Origin of the sequence: Amycolatopsis endophytica (assembly GCF_013410405.1) — a bacterium.
Taxonomy (GTDB): Bacteria; Actinomycetota; Actinomycetes; order Mycobacteriales; family Pseudonocardiaceae; genus Amycolatopsis_E; species Amycolatopsis_E endophytica.
The window spans coordinates 2306426-2326226 of the sequence record NZ_JACCFK010000001.1 but is presented as its reverse complement, the minus strand read 5'-3'; the positions used below and the strand labels follow the sequence as shown (position 1 = coordinate 2326226).

Genomic DNA, 19801 nt, shown 5'->3' with positions numbered 1-19801 from the left:
CGTCATGGGAACCCGGGGAGAAGCGCGATCAGTGGGTGACGTCCAGGTGGGCCTTCACCGGCGTCGGCCGCGGGGCCTTGCCGTTGGCGTCGGCCTTGTCGCCCGCGCCCGAGCCGGCGCCGCCGCCCGAGCTGCTCTTCGTCGTGGACGGAGCGCTCGACTTCGTGCTCGTCGCGGTCGGCTCCGTGGTCGGGGTGGTGTCGTCGTCGCCGTCGTCCTCGCCCGGCGCGCAGGTGACCGACGCGATGTCCAGGGTCTGGAGGTGGTCGATCTTGATCGAGATCGCGGTGACGGTGAGCGTGCCGTCGTCCTTCTTGACCTGCTTGTTCAGGACCACCGAGAGCAGGCCCGGCACGGCGACCGTGGTGTTGGTCGGCGCCTTGACGTCGAGGGTGATGTCACCGATCTTCGCCTTGGCCAGTGAGGAGCTGCCCTCGCTGCCGTCGCACTCCGTTTCGATGGCCGACGCGGCCAGCAGCGGCTTGCCCACGCCGAGGCCGACGTTGACGTCGGCGACGCTGGCACGCGCCTGGCCCGCACCCGCGGAGGCGTTGAGCAGGTGCAGTTGCGCCAGGCCCGGGACGTTCAGCTTCGCCAGCGACTCCTGGGAAAAGCCCTCTTCGTCAGTGACGTAGGGGCTCGGGTCGATCCCGAGCAGGCCCTTGGCGGCGATCGCGTAGGCGGAGTTCACGCCGTCCGAGGTCGTCGTGGTCGTGGTCGCACCGGCCGTCGGCGCGAGCAGCACCGAGGTGGCGAGTGCGGTCGCGAGCACGCCGACACCGCCGGCCACAGCCTTCTTTCGAGACAAGGAATTCCCTTTCGTGAAATGGAAATGCGGAAACGCATCGCCGGCGGACCCCCCGTTGCGCATTCCAGCCCGCCGGTGACCAGGGGAGGCTCAGGCCGTCACGTGATGTTCACGATCGTGCCGAGCGGAAGTTTGACCAGCTCGTCGAGGGCCTCGGACGGGACGCGGATGCACCCGTCGCTGTTGGCTTCCCCGGAGAAACTGTTGTTGGGCCAGGTGTGCAGGCCCACCGTGCCCGGACCGCCGCCGAAGGTCTCCAGCGAGTCGGAGTGGTAGCTCAGCGGCAGCACGATCGGGCTGTAGGTGTTCTTCGTTTCCTCGATCGAGGCGATGATGTACGCCCGGCCCGCCGGGGTCGGGTGCTCGGCCTTGCCGGTGCCGATCGTCCACTTTCCCTTGGACGAGCCGTTTTCGAGGATTTCCAGGCTGAACGCGGCACGGTCCACATTGACCACGTAGTCGTTCTGCGCGGACTCGGCGACGCCCTCGCTGAGGTGGACCCAGCCGGAGGCGGCGTTGGGCCTGGTGGGCAACAGGATCTGAGCCCAGTCGCCCTGCTCGGCGACCACTGGGACCCACGTCGGCGATCCCATCTGGATCGCGGGGAGCTTCGCGATCGCTTTGCCCCCAACGGAGTCGTACACGACGACGTCGGCGTTGGGATGGATCACGCGGCCGCCGGTCGCACCGCCGGATGCCTGCGGGTCGAGCGGGGCGTTCGCGACCGTGGCGAACGTCGTCGCCTCCGGCAGCTGGGTCAGGTCTTCCTGGCTCACCGCCGCGGGTTTCACACCGTCTTCGTCGCCGGAGCACGCTCCGGTCAGCAGAGCCAGAGTCGAGACCCCGGCGACGGCGAGGAGCCGCACCGGGAGCCTGCCGCGGCGCGCGGAAGCCTTCTGCACGCGCGAGCTGCACGTCATGCGCATTACCACAATCCTTGAGGACCTACATCGGACAAGAATTCATCACCAAGGCCGTCTCCCCCGAAGACATGCGGCACCGCAGGTGCGCCCTGGGGCCTCATTGCTATCAGGAGCCCCCTAGGTGATCAAACCTTCGGGCGACGGGGATCGATGAGGGAGAGCTGGGCAAACACTGCATTTGCCCAGCTCGCCGCAAAACCTGAGATACACCCGATCGAGTAGGAATCAGTAACGCCACTGTCGAGTACCCCCATCGAGCGACATCGCTTCTTCACCCGAGCGGGTGATGGCGGCAGCGTACTGGCGGGGCCTTCCCACGACCACCCCGGGGTACCTGCAAGTAGGTAACAGGGGACAATCGGCGGACACCCCAGCGAGCGGCTATCGAACGCCTGTTCTAGAATCTGGGTCGACGTAGCCGGACCCCACGAGAGGGAGACCGCAGCACCGATGAGCTTGGACACCACGACCACCCCGCAGGAGCAGGACACCCCCGCCACGCCGGCACCGGTCGCCGACGACTCCGCCGCCGCTCCCGCTCCCGCCCCCGCTCCCGCCGAGACCGAAGAGGTCAAGCCCAAGCGCGGCCGCCCGAAGAGCGCCGCCGCGAAGAAGACCCGCACCGTGGAGCTGACCCTGACCGTCACCGGCACCGCCGACGGCGAGTGGCAGGCCGAGCTCAAGCACGGCTCGAAGTGGGTCGCACAGGGGCTGAAAATCCCGGCCGCCGCCGTGTCCCGCGCCGCCAAGGAGCTGCACGAGGAGCTGTCCGCGCCGATCGACGAGGTGATCAACGCCGCGGTCGAACAGCAGAAGGCCAAGGTCGCCGCGCTGGAGGCCGAGCTGGAGCAGGCCAAGCAGGCGCTGGCCGAACTCGACGGCTGACCCGTCACCCCCGGACGCGCCGGGGTGGATGTCCCTCGATCAGGCATCCGCCCCGGCGTTCTTCTTGCCCGGACACGTTCCGCGTACCATCCGTATACAACGTGTATGGAGGTAAGCGCGGATGTCGTCGACGAGCAGGCCCGCGCGGTCCGGGCGCGCGAAAGCCTACGACTACCTGAAGAACACCGTGCTCGCCGACCCGGACGCCGAAGGCGGGTTCATCAGCGAGCAGGAGATCGCCGAGCACGTCGGCGTCTCACGCACACCGGTGCGGGAAGCGCTGCTGCAGCTCGCGGCCGAGGAACTGGTCCAGCTGGTGCCCAACCGCGGCGCCTACATCGCCCCGCTGACCGGACGCGACCTGCGGGACCTGGTCCAGCTGCGCGGGCTGCTGGAACGATTCGCCGCCGAGCAGGTGCTGGCCACCGGAACGGTGCCGTGGCGGGCCATGCAGGAGGTCCTCGAACAGCAGTCGCGCTGTGACGATCCGGCGTCGGCCAAGGAGTTCATCGAGCTCGACGCCCACTTCCACACACTGCTCGTCGAGGCCGCGGGCAACGCCATGTTGAGCCGGACCTACGTCGCGCTGCGCGCCAGGCAGGTCCGGGCCGGTCTCGTCGCGCTGCGGCGATCGGGCACCCGGCACGCAGAGGTGATCCGCGAACACGAAGCGATCGTGACCGCGCTGGCCGACGGCGAGGTCGAGGCGGCACTCGCCGCCATCGACGACCACCACGCGCGGACGCTGCGGCATCAGCTCTCGACGACCTGAATCTCGTCCCGTGCCTCGCGCGCCAGCGCCACGCCGACGACGCTGACCACCGCGGTCACCACCACGTACAGCGCGAGCGCCACCCAGCTGTCGAAACCGGCCAGCAGCGAGGTGAACAGCAGCGGCGCGATCGCGCCACCGATCACTCCGGCGAGCGTGTAGGCGAGCGAGCTGCCGGTGTAGCGCAGGCGCTCGGTGAACTGCTCGGTGACCAGTGCGGCCTGCGGGCCGTACAGCGCCGCGTGGATGACCAGCGCGATCACGATCCCGACCAGCAGCAGGCCGAACGAGCGCCCGGCGACCATCGGGAAGAACACGAACGGCCAGATCGCGGCGGCGATGGTGGCGATCAGGTAGAGGCGGCGCCGGTTCATGCGGTCCGACAGCGCGCCGAACGCGGGCATCAGCACGAGCTGGCACGCGGACCCGATCATGACGGCGGCCAGGCCCTGGCCCCGCGACATGTCCAGCTCCTGGGTCATGTAGGTCAGGACGAAGACGGTGAACAACGCGTACAGCACGTCCGGGCAGACCCGCACGAAGATCGCGGCGAGCAGCGCGCGGCGCTCGTACTTGAAGACCTCGGAGATGGGCGCGCTGGCCCGGTCACCGGTTTCCGCGAGGCGCTTGAAGACCGGTGTCTCCTCCAGCTTGAGCCGGATCCACAGCCCGAACCCGACGAGCGCGGCGGACAGCAGGAACGCGACACGCCAGCCCCACGACTCGAACTGGGCCTCGGTGAGCAGCAGCGACAGCAGCGCCAGCACGCCGTTGGCCAGCAGGTTGCCCGCGGGCGGGCCGATCTGCGCCGCCGACGCCCAGAACCCGCGTTTGCCCGGTTCGCCGAACTCGCTGGAGAGCAGCACCGCGCCGCCCCATTCGCCGCCGATGCCCACACCCTGCGCGAACCGCAGCAGCACCAGCAGCACCGCGGCCATTCCGCCGATGGCTGCGTGCGTGGGCAGGACACCGATGAGGAAGGTGGCGGTGCCGGTGAGCAGCAGGGTGATGACCAGGACGCGTTTACGGCCGATCACGTCACCGAGACGCCCGAACACGAAGCCGCCGAGCGGGCGGGAGAGGTAACCGACGGCGTAGGTGGAGAACGCGGCCATCGTGCTGACCAGCGGATCGCCTGCCGGGAAGAACTGGTGCCCGAACACGGTGGCGGCGGCCACGGAGTACGCGGCGAAGTCGTACCACTCCAGTGACGTGCCGGACAGGCTCGCCAGGAAGGCACGGCGCAGCGACCCACGGTCGACGGTCGGCGTTACCGAGGTCATTGCTCACATCCTGATCTCTTCGGTGGCCCTGATGCGGTAATACTCGTTGTATACAGCCTGCATGCGCAAGCCCTCGCAGGTAAGAACTGGGTTACCCGAAATTACGGAGGACGACATGCCGACGCTGCGTTTCAACCTGCCCGACGGCACGGCGGTGACCACAGAGGTGACGACCCTGCTCAACGCCGGGTACGCGGGCCGTGACCAGGCCGACATCGCCGCGCACGTCGCCGAACTGGCCGAGCTGGGTGTCCCGGCCCCCAAGGTGACGCCGGCGCTCTACCCGGTGGCGCCGTACCTGGCCGCGCAGACCGACGAGGTGCCCGCACAGCACGACCGCACGTCGGGCGAGGCGGAGTGGGCCCTGGTGATCACCGCGGAGGGCGTCCTGCTCACCGTCGCCTGCGACCACACCGACCGGGAGCTCGAAGTGCACGGGGTGGCCTGGAGCAAGAACGCGGCACCGGACGTGCTGGGCCGCAAGGCGTGGCGGCTGGACGACGTCGAAGACCGGCTGGACTCGCTGACGCTGCGCGCGTGGGCCGACGGCGAACTGATCCAGGACGGCACCCTCGCGGAGCTGCTGACGCCGCGGCACTGGCTGGACGTGCTGCGCGAGCGCGGTCTCGCCGAGCCCGGCGTCGTGCTGATCTCGGGCACGATCCCGATGGTGCCGGGCGTGAACCAGTTCGCCGGCGAGTGGCGCGTGGAACTGGGCGATCCGAAGACCGGGGACACGATCGAGGCGGCGTACCGCGTGCGGCGTCTTCCGGAGGCGATCGGCTGACGGAAAACCGGGACCTTGGCGCGATTCAGGCAAGCCTCAGTTAATGCGGGAAATGCGCCGCGGAATGCTTCAATGACGGGGTGACCGAAACCAGGGACGCCACCGAGGCGCATCCGCACGAACCCCATCGCGAGAGCCTGGGCAGCAGGCTGAACTGGCTGCGTGCCGGGGTTCTCGGCGCCAACGACGGGATCGTGTCGGTCGCCGGGCTCGTCGTCGGCGTCGCCGGGGCCACCACGGATCACGGTGCGATCCTGATGGCCGGAATAGCGGGGCTGGTCGCCGGTGCGCTTTCCATGGCGGGCGGGGAATACGTTTCGGTGAGCACCCAGCGCGATACCGAACAGGCCGCGCTCAAGCTCGAAAAGCACGAGCTGAAGACGATGCCCGAGGCGGAGGAACGCGAACTCGCCGACATCTACGAGAACCGCGGCCTGTCGCGGGAGCTGGCCGAGCAGGTCGCCCATGAGCTGTCGCAGAAGGACGCCCTCGCGGCACACGCCGAGGCCGAACTCGGCATCGACCCGGACGATCTGACCAGTCCGTGGCAGGCCGCGTGGGCGTCGTTCGTCTCGTTCTCCGCCGGGGCGCTCATCCCGCTGCTCGCGATCGCGCTGCCACCCACGTCGTGGCGGGTGTGGTCGTGCGTCATCGCGGTCGTGGCCGGTCTGGCGCTGACCGGCTACACCAGCGCCCGGCTGGGCGGCGCGGGCACGCGCCGCGCGGTGATCCGCAACGTCGGGGTGGGGGCGCTGACGATGCTGGTCACCTACTACGTCGGCGCGCTGTTCGGCATCGCCACGTGACCGGTTCCTGTCCTACCCCGCGGCTAACATCGCCGGGGTGAACCGCACCGACCGCCTCTACGCCCTGGTCGAGGAGCTCAGGGCCGTCGCGCCGCGTCCGCGCAGCGCGCGCTGGCTGGCCGGGCGGTTCGAGGTCAGCGTCCGCACGGTGGAGCGGGACATCAGCGCGCTGCAGCAGTCCGGCGTGCCGGTCTACGCCGAACCCGGCCGCACGGGCGGCTACTGCCTGGACAAGGCCCGCACGCTGCCGCCGGTCAACCTCACACCGGACGAGGCGGTCGCGATGGCGGTGGCGTTGCAGCGGCTGGAGGGCACGCCGTTTCGCACCACCGCCGCTTCGGCGCTGCGCAAGCTCGTCGCGGCGATGCAGAACGACGACGCCACCGCGGCCCGCGAGCTGGCAGGCCGGATCCACCTGCTCACCGACGCCGACCGCGAGCCACCGGTCCCGCGCATGGTGATCGACGCGCTGGCCACCCGCCGCGTCCTGCGCATCGGCTACAGCGATCGCGGGGGCGCGGTGACCCTGCGGGAGGTCGAGCCGCTCGGTTACGTCGGCAAGGAGGCGCACTGGTACCTCGTGGCCTGGTGCCGTCTGCGTGACGCCCTGCGCGCCTTCCGCACCGACCGGATCACCTCGGTCGCCGTGACGGCCGAGGTGCCCGCGCCGCGCCCGCTGTCCGAAGACGACCTCGACATCCCGTACGGGCCGATCCGGCGGCTCAGCCTGGACTGACCTCAGCCCAGCGGCGGCCGGAACACCGCGAAATGGTTGCCGGCCGGGTCGAGCAGGTGCGCGAAGGTCACGCCCACCGGGTTGACCTGCGGCGCACGCTGCACCTTGCCGCCCGCCTCCTCGGCGCGGCGGCAGGCTTCGTCGACGTCCTCGACCAGCACCGTGAAAACGGCGTAACCGGGCATCGCGCCCTTGGTGTCGAACAGGCCCCCGCGTTGCCCGTCGCCGGTGGTGAAGATCCGGTACGCCGGGTCGGTGCTCTTGGTGTCGTCGTGCTCGACCGTCCAGCCGAACACCTCGGCGTAGAACCGCTCCGCGGCCTCCGGGTCGTCCGTGCCGACCTCGAACCAGCCGATGCCGTTGAATCCGGGCATGCCCGCCTCCTTGGTGTCGAGCCGGGACCGTCCCGGCTCGACACCCAGACTGGCGGGCGGCGGCGACACCCCCCTGTCGGTGTTTCCTAGCGAACGCCCGACATGAGTTTCCGCACGAAGGGGCTGATCAGGGCCAGCAGGACGCCGATGACGACGGCCACGGCGCCGACGATCCCGAAGTAGAAGCCCTCGTGGTCGGTGCCGTAGTACTCGGCCAGCGAGCCCGACAGCGCGGTGCCCAGCGACACCGACAGGAAGTTCAGCGCGACCATCTGCGTGCGGAACTTCTCCGGCGCCAGCTTCGTCGACAGCGACAACCCGACCGGCGACAGCATCAGCTCCGCGACCGTGAACACCAGCAGGATCCCGACCAGCGCGAGCAGCGGGGTGCTGTTGCCGGTGCCGCCCGCGAAGAACAGGAACAGCAGGAACGCCACACCCATGATCGACGTGCCGAGCGCGAACTTGATCGGCGTCGACGGCTGCCGGTCGGCCAGCTTGATCCAGATCGCGGCGATGATCGGCGACAGCACCAGGATGAACACCGGGTTGATCGACTGCACCCAGCTCACCGGCATCTCCCAGCCGAACAGGTTGCGGTCCAGCCGCTGGTCGGAGTAGATCGCCACGACGGTGAACTGCTGCTGGTACAGCGCGAAGAACGCGGCGCTCGCGATGAACATCGGGATGAACGACAGCACCCGGCGACGCTCGATCGCGGTGATCTTGCGGCTGGTCAGGATCACCGCGAAGTAGACGACCGAGGCGATGCCGACGATCCAGACCACGACATCGGACAGGTTGGCCGCGGTGACGATCCCGGTCAGCAAGGCCACCACGATCACGACCGCGAGCACCACCAGGACCCCGCCCGCGGCGGGCAGCTGCCGCGACGGCAGCGGGTTGGGCACCTCGCGCGCGGTGTCGGGCAGGTTGCGGCGGAAGATCGTGTACTGGACCAGCCCGATCGCCATGCCGATCGCGGCGAGGCCGAACCCGAGGTGGAAGCCGACCTCGCTCTGCGCGAGCCCGGTCAGCAGCGGCCCGACGAACCCGCCCAGGTTGACGCCCATGTAGAAGATCGTGAAACCGGCGTCGCGGCGCTCGTCCTTCTCGCCGTAGAGCGTGCCGACGACCGCGGTGGCATTGCCCTTCAACCCGCCGCTGCCGATCGCGACGCACGCCAGGCCGATCCCGATTCCGAGGAATCCGGGCAGCAACGCGAGGCTGATGTGCCCGATCATGATGAGCACCGCGCTGAAGAACAGCGTGCGCTCGGAACCGAGCAGGCGGTCGGAGACCCACGCGCCGAGAATGGTGGACAGGTACACGAGACCGCCGTAGGCCCCGACGATGCTGGTGGCGGTGGCCTCCGGCATCGCGAGGCCGCCTTCGGCGACCGAGTAGTAGAGGTAGATCGGCAGGATGCCGAGCATCCCGTAGTACGAGAAGCGTTCCCACATCTCGACGCCGAACAGGTTCGCGAGCCCGATCGGGTGCCCGAAGAACCGGGTGTCCCGCTTCGCCTCGGTGGAGGTCGTCACTGCCGCAGCCTTCTTATGGTCTAGACAACGTTGGCGACCGACATGATATGCCTCTTGCAGGGGATCATGTTACCGGCCCGTAAGGTACGATGGTCCCAGGTGCGCCGGGAAGTCTGGTCGGCAAGACTCGATCCGACCGTTCCTGGAGGAAGCGCCCGTGGGTCAGCCCCGCAATCCTGCCGCCGAATTCGTGCGGTACCTGCGCACCGAGACCACCGGCGGCATGATCCTGCTCGCCGCCACCGCCCTCGCCCTGATCTGGGCCAACTCGCCGATCGCCGAGTCCTACCGCGTGGTGCGGGACTTCGAGATCGGCCCGCACCTGCTGCACCTCGACCTGTCCGTCGGCGACTGGGCCAAGGACGGCCTGCTGGCGCTGTTCTTCTTCGTCGCCGGACTGGAACTGAAACGCGAACTGGTGGTCGGCGAGCTGTCGCGGCCCAAGAAGGCGATTCTGCCGATCGTCGCGGCGGCCGGCGGCATGGTCGTGCCCGCGCTGGTCGCCCTCGCCGTCGGTGGCGGCGCGGACGGCATGGAGCGGGCGTGGGCGATCCCGACCGCGACCGACATCGCGTTCGCGCTCGGGGTGCTCGCGCTCACCGCGTCGAACCTGCCGGGCAGCGCCCGGGTGTTCCTGCTCTCCCTGGCCGTGGTCGACGACCTGGGCGCGATCATCCTCATCGCGGTGCTGTTCACCAGCGGGTTCGACCTGGTGGCGGCGCTGGTCGCGGTGGCGGGGCTCGCGCTGTACGCCTTCCTGCAGCACAGGCGGGTGCGCACGGCGTGGATCTACGTGCCGCTCGCGGTCGTGGTGTGGGTCGCGGTCCACTCGGCCGGCGTGCACGCCACGATCGCGGGCGTCGCGCTGGGCCTGCTCACGCGCGTGCGTCCGGACGAGGGCGAGGAGGAGGCGCCGGCGATCCGGCTGGAGCACCGGTTGCAACCGTGGTCGGCGGCCGTCGCCGTGCCGGTGTTCGCGCTCTTCGCCGCCGGGATCTCGGTCAGCGGCGGCTCGCTCGGCAGGGTGTTCACCGAGCCGGTGCCCCTCGCGGTGTTCGCCGGACTGGTCGTGGGCAAGGCGGTCGGCATCTTCGGTGCGTGCTTCGCGGCGGTCAAGTTGCGGCTCGCGGAGAAGCCGAGCGGCGTCGGCTGGCGGGACATCGCGGCGTTGTCGCTGCTCGGCGGGGTCGGGTTCACGGTGGCGTTGCTGATCGCGGACCTGGCGCTGACGGGCGAGACGAGTGATCTGGCGCGCATGTCGGTGCTGCTGGCGTCGGCCGCCTGCTCGCTGATGGGCGCGGCCGTGCTGCTGCGGCGGAACAAGGTACACGCCGCGTCGGAGGACTAACCGAGCCACCTGGCGGGTCTTCTGGCACGATGACCCCCGTGAGCAGCCAGGAGCACGAACGCAATGGTCGGGAGGGCCTCGGGGCCGTGCCGTACATCCCGCTGAGCGACGAAGCCGGGTCCGCCTCGGACGGTCAGTCGGTCGGGAGCCTCGTCGGCCAGGCGACCCAGCACCTGTCCACCCTGGTCAGGGCCGAGGTCGAGCTGGCCAAGTCCGAGGTGACGGGTGAGGTCAAGAAGGGTCTCAAGGGCAGCGTCTTCTTCATCGCCGCGGGGGTGATCGGGCTCTACAGCTCGTTCTTCTTCTTTTTCTTCCTCGGCGAACTGCTGTCCGAGTGGCTCAAGCGGTGGGCCGCGTTCGGCATCGTGTTCCTGCTGATGCTGGTGGTCGCGGGCCTGCTCGGGCTGCTCGGCTACCGCAAGGTCAAGAAGATCCGCGCGCCGGAACGCACGATCACCAGCGTGAAGGACACCGCCGCGGCGCTGAAACCGCGCCGCGACACCGTTCCCGAACACAGCTGAACCGCACCGCGACCGTGATGCCGCCCGACCCGTCCCTCGTCCGGATCGACGGGCCCTGGGCGCATCGCGACGTGTCCGCGAACGGCATCCGGCTGCACGTCGCCGAGGCCGGTCACGGGCCGATGGTGCTGCTCCTGCACGGTTTCGGGCAGTTCTGGTGGACCTGGCGGCACCAGCTCACCGCCCTCGCCGACGCGGGTTACCACGTGGTCGCGGCCGATCTGCGTGGCTACGGCGATTCGGACAAGCCGCCACGGGGTTACGACGCCTGGACGCTGGCTGGTGACGTCGCCGGCCTGGTCCGGGCGCTGGGCGAGCGGCAGGCGCACCTGGTGGGCCACGCTTGGGGCGGACTGCTGGCCTGGACGGCGGCCGCGCTGCACCCCCGGATCGTCGCATCGGTGAGCGTCCTCGGCGGCGCGCACCCACTGGCCCTGCGCACCGCGATCGCCCACACGGGTTTCCGGCGCAAGCGGTCGAACCAGACCCGCGCGCTCGGCCACCTGTTCCGCTTCCAGGTGCCGATGACGCCGGAACGCTGGCTGACCGAGGACGACGCCGCCAACGTGGAGGCACTGCTGCGCGCCTGGGCAGGCCCGCGGTGGACGTCGACGCCGGACTTCGACACGAGCGCCGCCATGTTCCGGCAGGCCATGCAGATCCCCGGCGTCGCCCACAGCGCGCTCGAGTACTACCGGTGGGCGTTCCGGGCCCAGTTCCGCGGCGAGGGCCGACGTTTCGTCAACGCGGTCGGCACCCGGGTGGAGGCCCCGGTGCTGCAGATCCACGGCAGCGCGGACCCCTGCATCCTGACGTCGACCGCCCAGGCGTCCGCCCCTTGGCGAGGCCCGCACTCGGCGTTCGAGGAGCTGCCGGGCATCGGGCACTTCCCCCACCTCGAAGCCCCCGACGAAACCACCAAGACCCTGACGAGCTTCCTCGCCAAACCGTAGACCGAACGCAGAGTTCGCGCCCGGGAACGTGGAACTCGCGCAGGCTCTCGGCGAGTCCCACCGTCCCGCGGGCGAGTCCCACACTCAGCACCCCGGCCCCCAGGCTCGCCAACCGCCACCCGGCATCGCACCGCGCCCACCCCCCGAACCAGCCCTCTCCCGCAACCCGATCCCCAGCCAGCTTTGGCGGCCGATCAGGCGGGTCAAGGCACGCTTTCCCGCCTTGACGCGTCTGCTCGGCCGCCAAAGACACTGAAAGATCGGGTTCGGCAGGCCCAACCCGCCGGGCGCGCCAGCGCCCAGGCGCCGGGGCGTAGCGAAGCGAAGCCCGGCGCCCGAGATACCCGCGTAGCGCAGAAACGCGCGTAGCGCCCACGAACGCAGAACTCACCGACGGGAGCGTGGGACTCGCGGCATCAAGCCGCGCAAGCCCCAGTAGAAACCCGCGCACTCAGCGCCGGCGCGTCCTCGACAACGGACCGCACCTGTTTCCCGGTCAACGTGAACCCGGTATCGGCATCCTCGACGGACGCCCCGAACACCACGCCGACCACCTGCCCGGACGGATCGACCAACGGCCCGCCCGAGTTCCCGCTGCGAACCTGCGCACGCACCGTGTACACGTCCCGCCGCACCGTGCGCGAGTCGTAGATGTCCGGCCCCTGCAACGTGATCTCGTTCCGGATCCGGGCGGGCGTGGCACGGTAGGGCCCGTCCAGCGGGTAGCCCAGCACGATCGCGCTGTCGCCGGGCTCCGCCGCCTGACTGGCCAGCGTCAGCGGTGTCGCTTCCAGGCGGGGCACCGCGAGCACCGCGACGTCGACCTGCGGGTCGAAGTACACGACCCGCGCGGGCAGACGCCCGGACGACGTTTCGACGGCCGTCGTCTCCGTGCCCGCCACCACGTGCGCGTTGGTCATCACCCGCTGCGGCGCCACGACGAAACCACTGCCTTCCAGCGTCCGCGAGCACGACTCCGCGGTGCCGCGGATCTTGAGCACGCTGTCCTGCAACTGCTGCACGACGGCGCTGTCCTGCAGTGTCGTGTCGGGCGGCGCGGTGTCGTTGATCTGCGTCTTCTGGAACGGGTCCACAATGGACGGGAACCCGGAGACGTCGAGCAGCTGACGCAGATCGCTGGGCAGGCTCTCGGCCACCGGCGGCATCGCCTTGTCGACCGTGCCGAGCACCGTCGAGTTGTTGATCGCCCGCGCCAGGCCGGGCAGCGCGGCGACACCGGTCAGCGGCACCGCGATCAGCCACGCGACCACGAACACCACCACGGCCTGCACGATGGCGCCGAGGGTCTGGTCGATGCCGGTCAGCTTGTCGGTGTTGACCCGCCGCTTGACGGCGTACTTGAACCGCCTGCCCAGCCACACGCCCAGCGTTTCGCCGAGCGCCACCAGGAACACCACCGTCGCGACGGCGAAGGCCACCTTGGCGGCGGGGTTGTCGAACAGCTCGACGACCCACGGCGCGATCCGGATCCCGATGATCGCGCCGGCGATCACCCCGACCAGCGCGGGCAACGCGATCACCACACCCTGCCGCGCCCCGGAGACGGCCGCCAGCAGCGCCAGCAGAACGACCAGCACGTCGACCCAGTTCACCGCGTCTCCTCAGTGGTCGCGAGCAGATGATCGCGCAACGCTACGTCAAGATCGCGGACGTCGCCGCGATCCCACTCACGTGCCCAGCCGCCCAGTTCGAGCAGCACGGTGAGCAGCCCCGCGGTGAAGCCCCACACGAACATGCCGTTGACGGTGAACGCCGGGCCCCGGTACCCCGTGCCGGACTTGCGCACCTGGAACCGGTTGGCCGGGTCGACCAGGTCGGCCAGCGGGACCCGCGCCACCGCCGCGGTCTCCCCGGGGTCGACGGCGTGCACCGGTGAGGGCCGGTGCCAGTGGGCGAGCACCGGTGTCACCGCGAACCTCGACACCGGGATGAACAGCTCCGGCAGCACCGCGACGGGTCGCACGCCGACCGGGTCGACGCCGGTCTCCTCCTCGGCTTCGCGCAACGCGGTCGCGACGGCGTCGGCGTCGTCCGGGTCCGCGCCGCCGCCGGGGAAGGCGACCTGCCCGGCGTGCGATCCGAGGGTGTCGGCGCGGCGCAGCAGCAGGACGTCCGGCCCGTGCCCGGTCTCACCGAACAGGATCAGCACGGACGCAGCGCGGGTGAACTCGTCCTCGGGCGCGGAGAAGCGGGTGAACGCGCTCGAATCCAGGTCTCCGCTGATCTCGACCAGCGGGCGCAACCAGTCCGGCACCGACGCCGGATCGACGAGCGGGCCCTTCACGACAGCCTCGCCACGACATCGCGGACCTGCGCGGGGTCGGTGAAGGTCCGCGGCGCGTCGACGAACCGGACCTGTCCGCCGGCGGTCACCAGGTACGACGCGGGCAGCGCGGGCGGCACCTTCAGCGCGGAGCGCACCGGTCCGCTCATGCCGTCACCGTCGAACACGGTCGGCAGCTGCACCCCGAGGTCGGCCAGCAGGTCGAGGCCGTCGTCCGGTTTGCTCTGGACCTGCACGGTCAGCACCCGCGCGGCCCCCGGCTCGGCGGCGTACCGCTGCAGCACGGGCAGTTCGGTGCGGCACGGCTCGCACCAGGTGGCCCACACGTTGACCAGCGTGACCTGCCCGGCGAGCGCGCTGCCCAGGTCGACGCTCGACCCGTCGCCGAGGCATTCGGCGGTGACACCGGCCAGTGGCCCGACCTCGCCGGTGCCGGACGGGCACGCGGCCAGCGCGGCGGTGGCACGTGCCGCGGTCAGATCGGGCGTGCCCGCCGGATCGGTCGAGCGGAGCTGCGGCAGCACCGCGACGATCGCCGCCAGCACCAGCACCCCCACGGCGAGCGCCCACTTGGTCGCCGTCGTCACCGCTGCGTCACCATCGCCAGCAGGTGGTCCCGCTCCGCGCCCTTGACCAGCTTGGCGGCCTCCTCGAACTCGGTGGGGCCCGCGCCGTAGGAGGGGCAGTCGCGGGCGAGCGGGCACGCGCCGCACGCCGGTTTGCGGGCGTGGCAGACACGGCGGCCGTGGAAGATCACCCGGTGCGAGAGCATTGTCCACTCCTTGCGGGGAATCAGCTCGCCGACCGCGTGCTCGACCTTGACCGGGTCCTCCTCCTCGGTCCAGCCCCAGCGGCGCACCAGGCGGCCGAAGTGGGTGTCGACCGTGATGCCGGGCACGTCGAAGGCGTTGCCGAGCACGACGTTGGCGGTCTTGCGGCCGACCCCGGGCAGCGTGACGAGGTCGTCGAGCTTCTTCGGCACCTCACCGTCGAAGCGCTCCACCAGGGCCGCGCCCAGCCCCAGCAGCGAATTGGTCTTGGCGCGGTAGAAGCCGGTCGGGCGGATCAGTTCCTCCATCTCCGTCCGGTTCGCGCCCGCGTAGTCGGCCGCCGTGCGGTAGCGGGCGAACAGCGCCGGGGTCACCTCGTTGACGCGCACGTCCGTGGTCTGGGCCGACAGCACGACGGCGATCAGCAGCTCCAGCGGCGTGGTGAAGTCGAGCTCACAGTGTGCGTCGGGATACGCCGCGTCGAGGCAACGAAGCATCCGGCGCGCACGTCTGACCAGTGCGAGGCGGCTCTCGCCCACCCGTCGCCCGCCCCCACCCTCAGCGGAAGCGCTTCGCGCCACGGCGCTCCTACGGGGGCTGACACGAGACGCATTCGGCACGCCGCTAGCCTACGGAAGCCGACACGCCGGACCCCTGCACCACCCCGAACCCGTGATGAGCGAGGATTCAGAACCGATGACTGTCTGGTTCGTAGTAGCGGTGCCACTCGTGATGATGTTCTTCGCGCTGGCGATGGAACGGGTGGAGAACCGTCTGCGCCACGTCGCGGTCCAGGAGGAAGAGGTCGAGGAGTTCCTGGAGCAGGCCCGGCCGAACGAGGTCAGGGCGCTCTACGGGCACGGCATCGGCCGCGCGCTGGAGCTGTTCCGCCTGCGCAGGCTGGGTGGCCGGGCCGCCAAGCTGCGCCCGCGCAGGTCCCGTCGCTGACCCCTGCCCGGGCCCACCCCAGGCCCACTGACCTCGACCGATTCAGCGAGAGTTATCGTGTTCAGTCGGAGCGAGATCGCCCTCGCCCGGCCGGGCGGTGATCGGCCTGTCGTCGGCGTGCCCTGAGGCGATCTGGTCCGAACGGCCTAGACTGCACGCAAGTGATCGGCGACACGCCCCGGCTCGCGGGACAACGTGGCGCCACCGACGAGGAGGCACGAGGTGGACGAGACCCTGGCCCGGGCGGGCATCTTCCAGGGGGTGGAGCCGGCCGCGGCTGAGGCGCTCGCCCAGACCCTGGAGACCGTGGAGTTCCCGCGGGGTCATGTGATCTTCTCCGAGGGCGAGCCCGGCGACAAGCTGTACATCATCCTGTCCGGCAAGGTGAAGATCGGCCGCAAGTCGGCCGACGGCCGGGAGAACCTGCTGTGGATCGCCGGGCCCTCGGACATGTTCGGCGAGTTGTCGATCTTCGACCCGGGCCCGCGCACCTCGACCGCGACGACGGTCACCGAGGTGCGGGCCGTGTCGATGGACCGGCCTTCGCTGCGGAAGTGGATCGCGAACCGGCCGGAGATCGCCGAGCAGCTGCTGCGGGTCATCGCCCGCAGGCTGCGCCGGACCAACAACATGGTCGCGGAACTGATCTTCACCGACGTGCCCGGCCGCGTGGCGCGTGCGCTGCTGCAGCTGGCGCAGCGGTTCGGCAGCCAGGAGGCGGGCATCCTGCGGGTCACGCACGACCTGACGCAGGAGGAGATCGCGCAGTACGTGGGCGCCTCGCGGGAGACCGTGAACAAGGCTCTGGCGGACTTCGCGCACCGCGGCTGGCTGCGCCTGGAAGGCAAGAGCGTCCTGATCCTGGACCCGGAACGCCTCGCCCGACGGGCCAGGTGAGGGGGCAACCCAAGCCCGCCCGCCACGCGGGCCACCACACTCAGAAAACAACAAAAGAACCGGGCGCCACCCCCGACGTGGCGCACCGGTTCTTTTGTGTTGCGCGGGCCATCCCCCGACAGACCGCGCTCCCCGCCCTCCGGTTCCGGCCCCGACCCTTCGCCGGAGGGAGCATTGTGTTTCTGTCAACCTTGCCACGGCCTGTACCCCGAAGTTCAAGACCGTTCACCCTCACAGACGTCCCCGTTGCGGGTTCGTTGCGCCGGTTCGGGGAAAAGTTTCCGACCGTTACGCGACCGTGACCTGAGGCCGAAATTACTGGTACCGACGTACCAAAATCGTGCATACTGGTACGCGTGTCCCAGACCTCTCTTGCCGACTACCGTGCTGCCCTGACCACACCGGGCGCGACCCGTCCGATGGCCGCGTCCATCCTGGCGCGCCTGCCGATCGCGATGATCGGGTTGTCCGCGCTGCTCTACGTGCAGCAGGAGATGGGTTCGTTCGCGGTAGCGGGGCTGGTGTCGGCGAGTTCGCTGGTCGGGGTGTCCGTGGGATCGGTGCTGCAGGGCAGGCTGATCGACCGCTTCGGCCCGACGCGCCCGCTGCTGGCGACCGCCGCGATGTTCGCGGTGATCCTCGTCACGCTCTCACTCGCGATCGAAGCACACGCCGCAACGCCGCTGCTCGTGCTGCTGTCCTTCGGCATCGGTATCACCGAGCCGATGGTGGGGTCGGCATCGCGGGCGTTGTGGGGGCGGCTGGTGCCGGACGAGAACGCACGCAACGCCGCGTTCGCCTACGAAGCCATCAGCATGGAGGTCTTCTTCATCCTCGGCCCCGGCGTCGCGGGCCTGCTGGTCGCCGCGCCGTGGCCGGGCACCGGCATGGTCGCGGGCGGCGCGTGCATGGTGGCCGGTGCGGTGTTGTTCGCGCTGAGCCCGGCCGTGCGGGCGTGGGGACCGGCGGGCGCGACGCACCGCTCGCTGCTGGGCGCGCTGAGCAGCCCCGGCATGCGGACGCTCGCGCTGGCCGCGCTCGGATTCGGCGTCGTGATCGGGTTCGTCGAGGTCGCCGTGCCCGCCGCGGCCACGGAGGCCGGTAAACCGGCGCTGGGCGGGGTGCTGCTGTCGGTGTGGTCCGTCAGCTCGGTCGCGTTCGGCGTGGCCTACAGCCTCCGCCCGTGGCCGCGCGAGATGCCGCTGCGCCTGCCGCTGTTGCTGGCCGGGTTCGGTGCCCTCGTCGCACTGCTGGCGTGGCCGTCGACGCTGTGGGGCCTGGCGCTGGCGATGCTCGCGGCGGGCGCCCTGATCACCCCGCAGTCGGCGACGCACTCGACGGCGATCGAGCTCGTGGCACCGAAGGGCACCGCCGCCGAGGCGTTCGGCTGGGTGCTCACCGCGGTGACGCTGGGCCTGGCCTTCGGGCAGTCGGTGAGCGGCTACCTGGTCGAGCACTCCGGCCCGTCGACGGCCTTCCTCGCGGCGACCGGCGCCGCCCTGGTGATCGCCGCGGTGGTGTTCCTGCTGCGCGGCACCGTCAAGGCACCGCGCGAGCAGGTCCTCGTCTCCTAGATCACCGCGTCCGGGTGGAGCGCAGGTACTGCAGCTGGGCGTTGACGCTGTGCTCGGCCGGGGTCCACAGCGCCTTGTCGACGTCGGCGTAGACGATCTCGACCACCTGCCGCGCGGTGGCGTCCGGGCCGAGCGTCTCCAGCGCCTTGCGGACCTGGTCGAGCCGCTGTTCGCGGTGGTCGAGGTACTCCTGCGCGACCACCTGCACGTCGGCGAGTTCCGGGCCGTGCCCGGGCAGCGCGAGCAGCCCGGACGGCAGTTCGATCAGCTTCCGCAGCGTGTCCAGGTAGGCGCCGAGGTCGGTCAGCACCGTCGTGCCGCGGCCCAGGATCGTGTCGCCCGTCAGCACCTGGTCGCCGACCCGGAAGCAGACCGAGTCGGCGGTGTGGCCGGGGGTGTGCACGACCTCGATGTCGAGCCCGGCGGCGGAGATCACGTCGCCGTCGGCGAACGGCGCGGCATCGCGGCACAGCGCGGCGTCGAGCGCCCGCACCGGGGCCTGGACCTGCTCGGCCAGCCACGGTGCGCCCTCGGTGTGGTCGGGGTGGTGGTGGGTCAGCAGGATCAGCGCGACCGGGCCCTGCTGGGTCAGCAGCGTCAGGTGGTCCAGGTCCCGGTAGCCGGGGTCGACGATCACGCACTCGCGCGCGCCCGGCGCCCCCAGGATCCAGGTGTTCGTGCCGTCCAGCGTCATCGTGGACGGGTTGTTCTCCAAGACCACCGACGCCGTCGGCGAGACCTCGCGGCGCACTTCGTAGGCGGGGTGTGTCATTCCACGACCACCCGGATCTCGTCGCCCTCGCGGATCAGCTTCGGGATGATCGCCTCGACCGTGCGCTCGGTGGCCAGCGCCTCGGCGGCGGTGCCGAAGGAGGCCAGCTCGGTGAGGGTGTGCCAAGTCGGCGGCATCAGCATGCTGCGGCCTGCCTCGGCGTCGGCGAGCGCGTCCACCGGGCGCTGCCAGCCGGACGACTCGGCCTCGGTCGTCTTGCCGTCGGCGTCCTGGCCCGCGGGCAGGATCGCGGCGAAGAACCTGGTGTCGTAGCGGCGCTTCTCCTGCACCGGCGTGATCCAGTGCGCCCACGGGCGCAGCAGGTCCGAGCGGAGGGTGAGCCCTTCACGGGCCAGGAACCCGGCGAGCGACAGCTCCCGCGAGACCAGCGCCTCCCTCGCGCCCGCGTACTGCGCGGTGCCGGTGACGACCTCGTCGGCGGTGCCGGCGAGCAGGACGCCGGACTCCTCGAACGTCTCCCGCACGGCCGCGCACACGAGGGCGCGCGCGGTCTGCTCGGTGCCGTTGAACCAGCCCGCCCAGTCAGTGGCCGGCGGGCCCGCCCAGGCGATCGTCGCGTCCGCGTCGCGCCGGTCCACCCCGCCGCCGGGGAAGACCGTCATGCCCGCCGCGAACGCCATCGCGGACACGCGCCGCTGCAGGAAGACCTCGAGCCCGTCCGCACCGTCCCGCAACAACAGCACCGTCGCCGCGTCGCGGGGCACGGCCGGTTCGGCAGGCTCCGCGACGGAGAAGTTCATGCTCCCCGGGATCCGAAAATCAAGTTGCACCACA

The 19801-nt window shown here is 70.5% G+C and carries 22 protein-coding genes; 11 read left to right on the top strand and 11 right to left on the bottom strand.

The genetic code is table 11. From position 1 onward, the window contains the following. Positions 1–28 precede the first annotated feature (28 nt). Complete coding sequence (locus HNR02_RS11590; RefSeq protein WP_312860976.1) at positions 29–772, bottom strand: choice-of-anchor P domain-containing protein; 744 nt, start codon at positions 770–772, stop codon at positions 29–31. Between the two features lie 134 nt (positions 773–906). After that, the gene (locus HNR02_RS11585; protein ID WP_179773179.1) at positions 907–1734 is read right to left on the bottom strand and encodes a protein-sorting L,D-transpeptidase LdtCP; all 828 of its coding nucleotides are present in this window, start codon (positions 1732–1734) and stop codon (positions 907–909) included. Positions 1735–2181: 447 nt separating this feature from the next. On the opposite strand from HNR02_RS11585, the gene HNR02_RS11580 reads away from it, so the two are divergent. Together HNR02_RS11580 and HNR02_RS11575 are read left to right on the top strand one after the other, a co-directional pair. After that, a complete protein-coding gene (locus tag HNR02_RS11580) occupies positions 2182–2616 on the top strand; it encodes a DUF6319 family protein (protein ID WP_179773178.1) in 435 nt (144 codons plus the stop codon). A gap of 121 nt (positions 2617–2737) precedes the next feature. Then, positions 2738–3388, top strand: a complete 651-nt coding sequence (locus HNR02_RS11575; RefSeq protein ID WP_179773176.1) for a GntR family transcriptional regulator — start codon at positions 2738–2740, stop codon at positions 3386–3388. On the opposite strand, the gene HNR02_RS11570 is transcribed toward HNR02_RS11575, so the two are convergent. Next, positions 3370–4671 carry an MFS transporter gene (locus HNR02_RS11570; protein ID WP_179773175.1) on the bottom strand — a complete coding sequence of 434 codons (1302 nt, stop codon included), beginning with the start codon at positions 4669–4671 and terminating at the stop codon, positions 3370–3372. The two genes, HNR02_RS11575 and HNR02_RS11570, sit on opposite strands and share 19 nt — an antisense overlap. A 115-nt stretch (positions 4672–4786) precedes the next feature. Between HNR02_RS11570 and HNR02_RS11565 the strand changes: the two genes are divergently transcribed. From HNR02_RS11565 to HNR02_RS11555, 3 genes are all read left to right on the top strand, one after another. Continuing rightward, the gene (locus tag HNR02_RS11565; protein WP_179773173.1) at positions 4787–5458 is read left to right on the top strand and encodes a DUF2848 domain-containing protein; all 672 of its coding nucleotides are present in this window, start codon (positions 4787–4789) and stop codon (positions 5456–5458) included. Between the two features lie 80 nt (positions 5459–5538). Continuing rightward, entirely contained in the window at positions 5539–6264 is a 726-nt protein-coding gene (locus HNR02_RS11560; RefSeq protein ID WP_179773172.1) for a VIT1/CCC1 transporter family protein, read from the top strand. Positions 6265–6301: 37 nt separating this feature from the next. Further along, the gene (locus HNR02_RS11555) at positions 6302–7000 is read left to right on the top strand and encodes a helix-turn-helix transcriptional regulator (protein WP_179773170.1); all 699 of its coding nucleotides are present in this window, start codon (positions 6302–6304) and stop codon (positions 6998–7000) included. A 2-nt stretch (positions 7001–7002) separates the two neighbouring features. Here the strand turns inward: HNR02_RS11555 and HNR02_RS11550 are convergent, their stop codons facing one another. Continuing rightward, positions 7003–7374 (bottom strand): VOC family protein, encoded by a 372-nt coding sequence (locus tag HNR02_RS11550; RefSeq protein ID WP_179773168.1) that lies wholly within the window; start codon positions 7372–7374, stop codon positions 7003–7005. An 86-nt stretch (positions 7375–7460) separates the two neighbouring features. Continuing rightward, complete coding sequence (locus tag HNR02_RS11545) at positions 7461–8918, bottom strand: peptide MFS transporter (protein ID WP_179773167.1); 1458 nt, start codon at positions 8916–8918, stop codon at positions 7461–7463. A gap of 157 nt (positions 8919–9075) precedes the next feature. Here HNR02_RS11545 and nhaA point away from each other — a divergent pair, with 157 nt between their 5' ends. Genes nhaA through HNR02_RS11530 form a run of 3 tightly spaced genes read left to right on the top strand, consistent with a single transcriptional unit; the run spans position 9076 to position 11740 of the window. Further along, entirely contained in the window at positions 9076–10266 is a 1191-nt protein-coding gene (gene nhaA, locus HNR02_RS11540) for a Na+/H+ antiporter NhaA (RefSeq protein WP_179773166.1), read from the top strand. A gap of 38 nt (positions 10267–10304) precedes the next feature. Then, the gene (locus HNR02_RS11535) at positions 10305–10787 is read left to right on the top strand and encodes a phage holin family protein (protein ID WP_179773165.1); all 483 of its coding nucleotides are present in this window, start codon (positions 10305–10307) and stop codon (positions 10785–10787) included. A gap of 14 nt (positions 10788–10801) precedes the next feature. Further along, a complete protein-coding gene (locus tag HNR02_RS11530) occupies positions 10802–11740 on the top strand; it encodes an alpha/beta fold hydrolase (RefSeq protein ID WP_179773163.1) in 939 nt (312 codons plus the stop codon). Between the two features lie 416 nt (positions 11741–12156). Here HNR02_RS11530 and HNR02_RS11525 read toward each other — a convergent pair whose 3' ends face one another. From HNR02_RS11525 to nth, 4 genes are read right to left on the bottom strand one after another with little or no spacing between them, the layout of a single operon-like run. After that, on the bottom strand, positions 12157–13353 hold the full coding sequence (locus HNR02_RS11525; RefSeq protein ID WP_179773161.1) for a MarP family serine protease: 1197 nt from the start codon (positions 13351–13353) through the stop codon (positions 12157–12159). Beyond that, positions 13350–14045 (bottom strand): NUDIX hydrolase, encoded by a 696-nt coding sequence (locus tag HNR02_RS11520; RefSeq protein WP_179773159.1) that lies wholly within the window; start codon positions 14043–14045, stop codon positions 13350–13352. The genes HNR02_RS11525 and HNR02_RS11520 overlap by 4 nt, the downstream gene beginning before the upstream one ends. Next, positions 14042–14632, bottom strand: coding sequence for a TlpA family protein disulfide reductase (locus HNR02_RS11515; protein ID WP_179773157.1), 591 nt, complete (start codon positions 14630–14632; stop codon positions 14042–14044). Before HNR02_RS11515 ends, HNR02_RS11520 begins: the two co-directional genes overlap by 4 nt. Continuing rightward, the gene (gene nth / locus HNR02_RS11510) at positions 14629–15312 is read right to left on the bottom strand and encodes an endonuclease III (RefSeq protein ID WP_179773156.1); all 684 of its coding nucleotides are present in this window, start codon (positions 15310–15312) and stop codon (positions 14629–14631) included. Before nth ends, HNR02_RS11515 begins: the two co-directional genes overlap by 4 nt. Before the next feature lie 199 nt (positions 15313–15511). Between nth and HNR02_RS11505 the strand changes: the two genes are divergently transcribed. The 3 genes from HNR02_RS11505 (at position 15512) to HNR02_RS11495 (ending at position 18234) form a co-directional block, all read left to right on the top strand. Next, a complete protein-coding gene (locus HNR02_RS11505; protein WP_179773155.1) occupies positions 15512–15763 on the top strand; it encodes a hypothetical protein in 252 nt (83 codons plus the stop codon). Between the two features lie 222 nt (positions 15764–15985). After that, positions 15986–16660, top strand: coding sequence for a Crp/Fnr family transcriptional regulator (locus HNR02_RS11500; RefSeq protein WP_017985500.1), 675 nt, complete (start codon positions 15986–15988; stop codon positions 16658–16660). Between the two features lie 356 nt (positions 16661–17016). Further along, positions 17017–18234 (top strand): MFS transporter, encoded by a 1218-nt coding sequence (locus HNR02_RS11495; RefSeq protein ID WP_179773153.1) that lies wholly within the window; start codon positions 17017–17019, stop codon positions 18232–18234. Position 18235: 1 nt separating this feature from the next. On the opposite strand, the gene HNR02_RS11490 is transcribed toward HNR02_RS11495, so the two are convergent. Together HNR02_RS11490 and HNR02_RS11485 are read right to left on the bottom strand one after the other, a co-directional pair. Continuing rightward, positions 18236–19006 (bottom strand): MBL fold metallo-hydrolase, encoded by a 771-nt coding sequence (locus HNR02_RS11490; protein ID WP_179773151.1) that lies wholly within the window; start codon positions 19004–19006, stop codon positions 18236–18238. Beyond that, positions 19003–19767 carry an NUDIX hydrolase gene (locus tag HNR02_RS11485; protein WP_179773149.1) on the bottom strand — a complete coding sequence of 255 codons (765 nt, stop codon included), beginning with the start codon at positions 19765–19767 and terminating at the stop codon, positions 19003–19005. The genes HNR02_RS11490 and HNR02_RS11485 overlap by 4 nt, the downstream gene beginning before the upstream one ends. Between the last annotated feature and the right edge of the window lie 34 nt (positions 19768–19801).